This window comes from Thermomonas sp. (genome assembly GCF_029945965.1).
Classification (GTDB): Bacteria; Pseudomonadota; Gammaproteobacteria; order Xanthomonadales; family Xanthomonadaceae; genus Thermomonas.
Genome location: NZ_JAQSDO010000017.1, coordinates 1 through 2,053 on the forward strand (window position 1 = coordinate 1; position 2,053 = coordinate 2,053).

The 2,053-nt window shown below is 61.0% G+C and carries 3 protein-coding genes; all 3 read right to left on the reverse strand.

The window, feature by feature from the left end; all coding sequences use genetic code 11:
- Window positions 1–83: 83 nt before the first annotated feature.
- Window positions 84–353, reverse strand: a complete 270-nt coding sequence (locus PSV05_RS11940) for a hypothetical protein (protein ID WP_300065518.1) — start codon at window positions 351–353, stop codon at window positions 84–86.
- 99 nt (window positions 354–452) lie between these two features.
- Entirely contained in the window at window positions 453–995 is a 543-nt protein-coding gene (locus PSV05_RS11945; protein WP_300065520.1) for a Spy/CpxP family protein refolding chaperone, read from the reverse strand.
- 472 nt (window positions 996–1,467) lie between these two features.
- Window positions 1,468–2,053: glucoamylase family protein (locus PSV05_RS11950; RefSeq protein WP_300065522.1), on the reverse strand; the 586-nt coding region annotated here is incomplete at its 5' end.

The following is a 2,053-nucleotide window of genomic DNA, read 5'->3' on the forward strand; positions in this document are numbered from 1 at the left end:
TTCGATCTGAAGCGAGCGAAGCGCGGCTTTATAGGGTGCAGGCGCTTTTGGATCGCGGGATTTCTTAACGCCGTTGGCGGACATCAGTTGGCTACCAGCCGATTGTAGATCGGGGTGAAAATGGCGGCCGACAGCCACGCGAATGCCAAGCTTCCGGCGATCCCCGTGGCCAGACTCTCGAGCGAACCCACCGGGGCCGTCGAAAAGAGCTGAAGCCATCCGTGCGCCAGGGGGGCTTTGGGCAATGCCATCGCAGCGAGGGCACAGACCACGTAGATGACGACGAGAGTTACAGAAAGCGCCGTGCCCAGAGCAACAAGGTTGACGGGCGTACGGATCGATCCTGCGGTCATGACATCGCCTCCTGGATGGCTTCGCGTCTAGGCGTAAATTGGCTGCTAGGCACCCAGCCCGCCTCGATCCAGGTCAATTGCCTGGCGGTTTTCACTTCATTACATGCCCATGGACATACCCATGCCTGCCGGATTAGGCATCAGTTCATCGGCCTTCTTTTTCTGCTCGGGTGTCAGGACGCCATACAGGGAAGTAACGACGGGCCGCATCGTCTTCAGCGCGTCGAGCTGTGCAGTCGAAGCCTTCTCGCTTGCCGCGAGCTTGTCAGGCCAGCTCACTTGCATAGCTGGCATTGGAGGCATGGCCGTCGCCCCCGAGGCAGTTGCTGGCGTGGGCATGGCAGCCATAGCGGGCATCGCAGGCATCGCTTCGCGCGCCTTTTTGGCCACGTTGCGGGCGGCGTCGGCATAGCCTGTCCACGCCGCGCTCTGTGCGTCGGTGATCTGAAGCTCGGTTTTGAGGAAAGCCAGATAACCTTCCGTATGCTTGAGCATCATCATGTTGCCGTGCTCAGACATCATCTTGGACATCATGCCGGCCATCATTGGGTTCATCTTCGGCTGCATGCCTTGCATTGCGGTCGGGGGAACGCTACCCGGCGGAGTGGTTTGCGCATGAGTGATGGCGAGTGGCGCTGCCATGCCAATTCCGGCTGCCAGAGCGACGAGAACGATCCTGCGCATTGTAGACACCATTGTTTGTTCGACTGGTCGAGGACGCGCCACATACAAGACACCGGCCCCAAGGGGGGATAAACTGCCCGGCGCCGGGCGAGCAGGCGGCATCTGAAGTGGCAACGCTCCGGGACCTGGAAGGTTCCCCATGCGATACAACGCACGTCTCAAACTGATCTCAGCGAGCGGGTGAACTTTGGTGGCGAAAGCCCGTCAGCTTGGGTCGCTTCAACATCGGAGCGTTGATCGCGACAAGCGCCGAACTGCCGGACATGGCGAGCGCGGCAATGCTCGGCCCAAGCTGAAGCGGATAGAGGACGCAAGCGGGAAAGTTATGACGTTATAGCCGACAGCCCACCGGTCTTCTTAATGGCCCACTGCTTAGGGCCGCTTCACCGCTCGCTCCCTTGGCGATCGGCAGCCGGCTGAAGATGGCCGATCATAACCAGCCATTCCTAAACCCCGCCCGCCGCAATCCTGCGACGACATAAGGACAACGCCGCATCAGCCGCCAGACTAGACCTGAACGGTAGTTCTCGATCATCGAGATGTTGGGCCCCTGATTGAGAGCGTAATGCACCCGGCATACCCAGCCCGATGCGCCTCCGAACTGCGAAGGGTAGGTGGGATTGAAGCTGCCGACGAAGCCGTAGGAGGTCCGGATCTGTGGATACACGTCCTGACAATGCCGAATCGCCGGGAGGGCGATCTCCGGCGCGAACGGCAACGAGGCGATGATACCCCACGGGGCGAGCGTGCCATCGTCGGGCCCGTAGGGCACGCCGCGCGCCCGGTATCCGAAAAAGCTACGGTCAACACCGTTGATCCGACGAGACTCTGGCCCGGGGCCGTCGCTGGCGGTGAGGCCCCAGGCGGATTTGCCATAGCCCTCGAATCCGAGCGGGTTGCGCACCGCGTATTCCTGCTGCACGTAGATCGCTCGCCGGCTGTTCTCGAAATAGTCGATACCCTTGCCGCGCATGTACGCGTCTTGAATGCCGCGGAAGTCAATCCACAGATGCGAG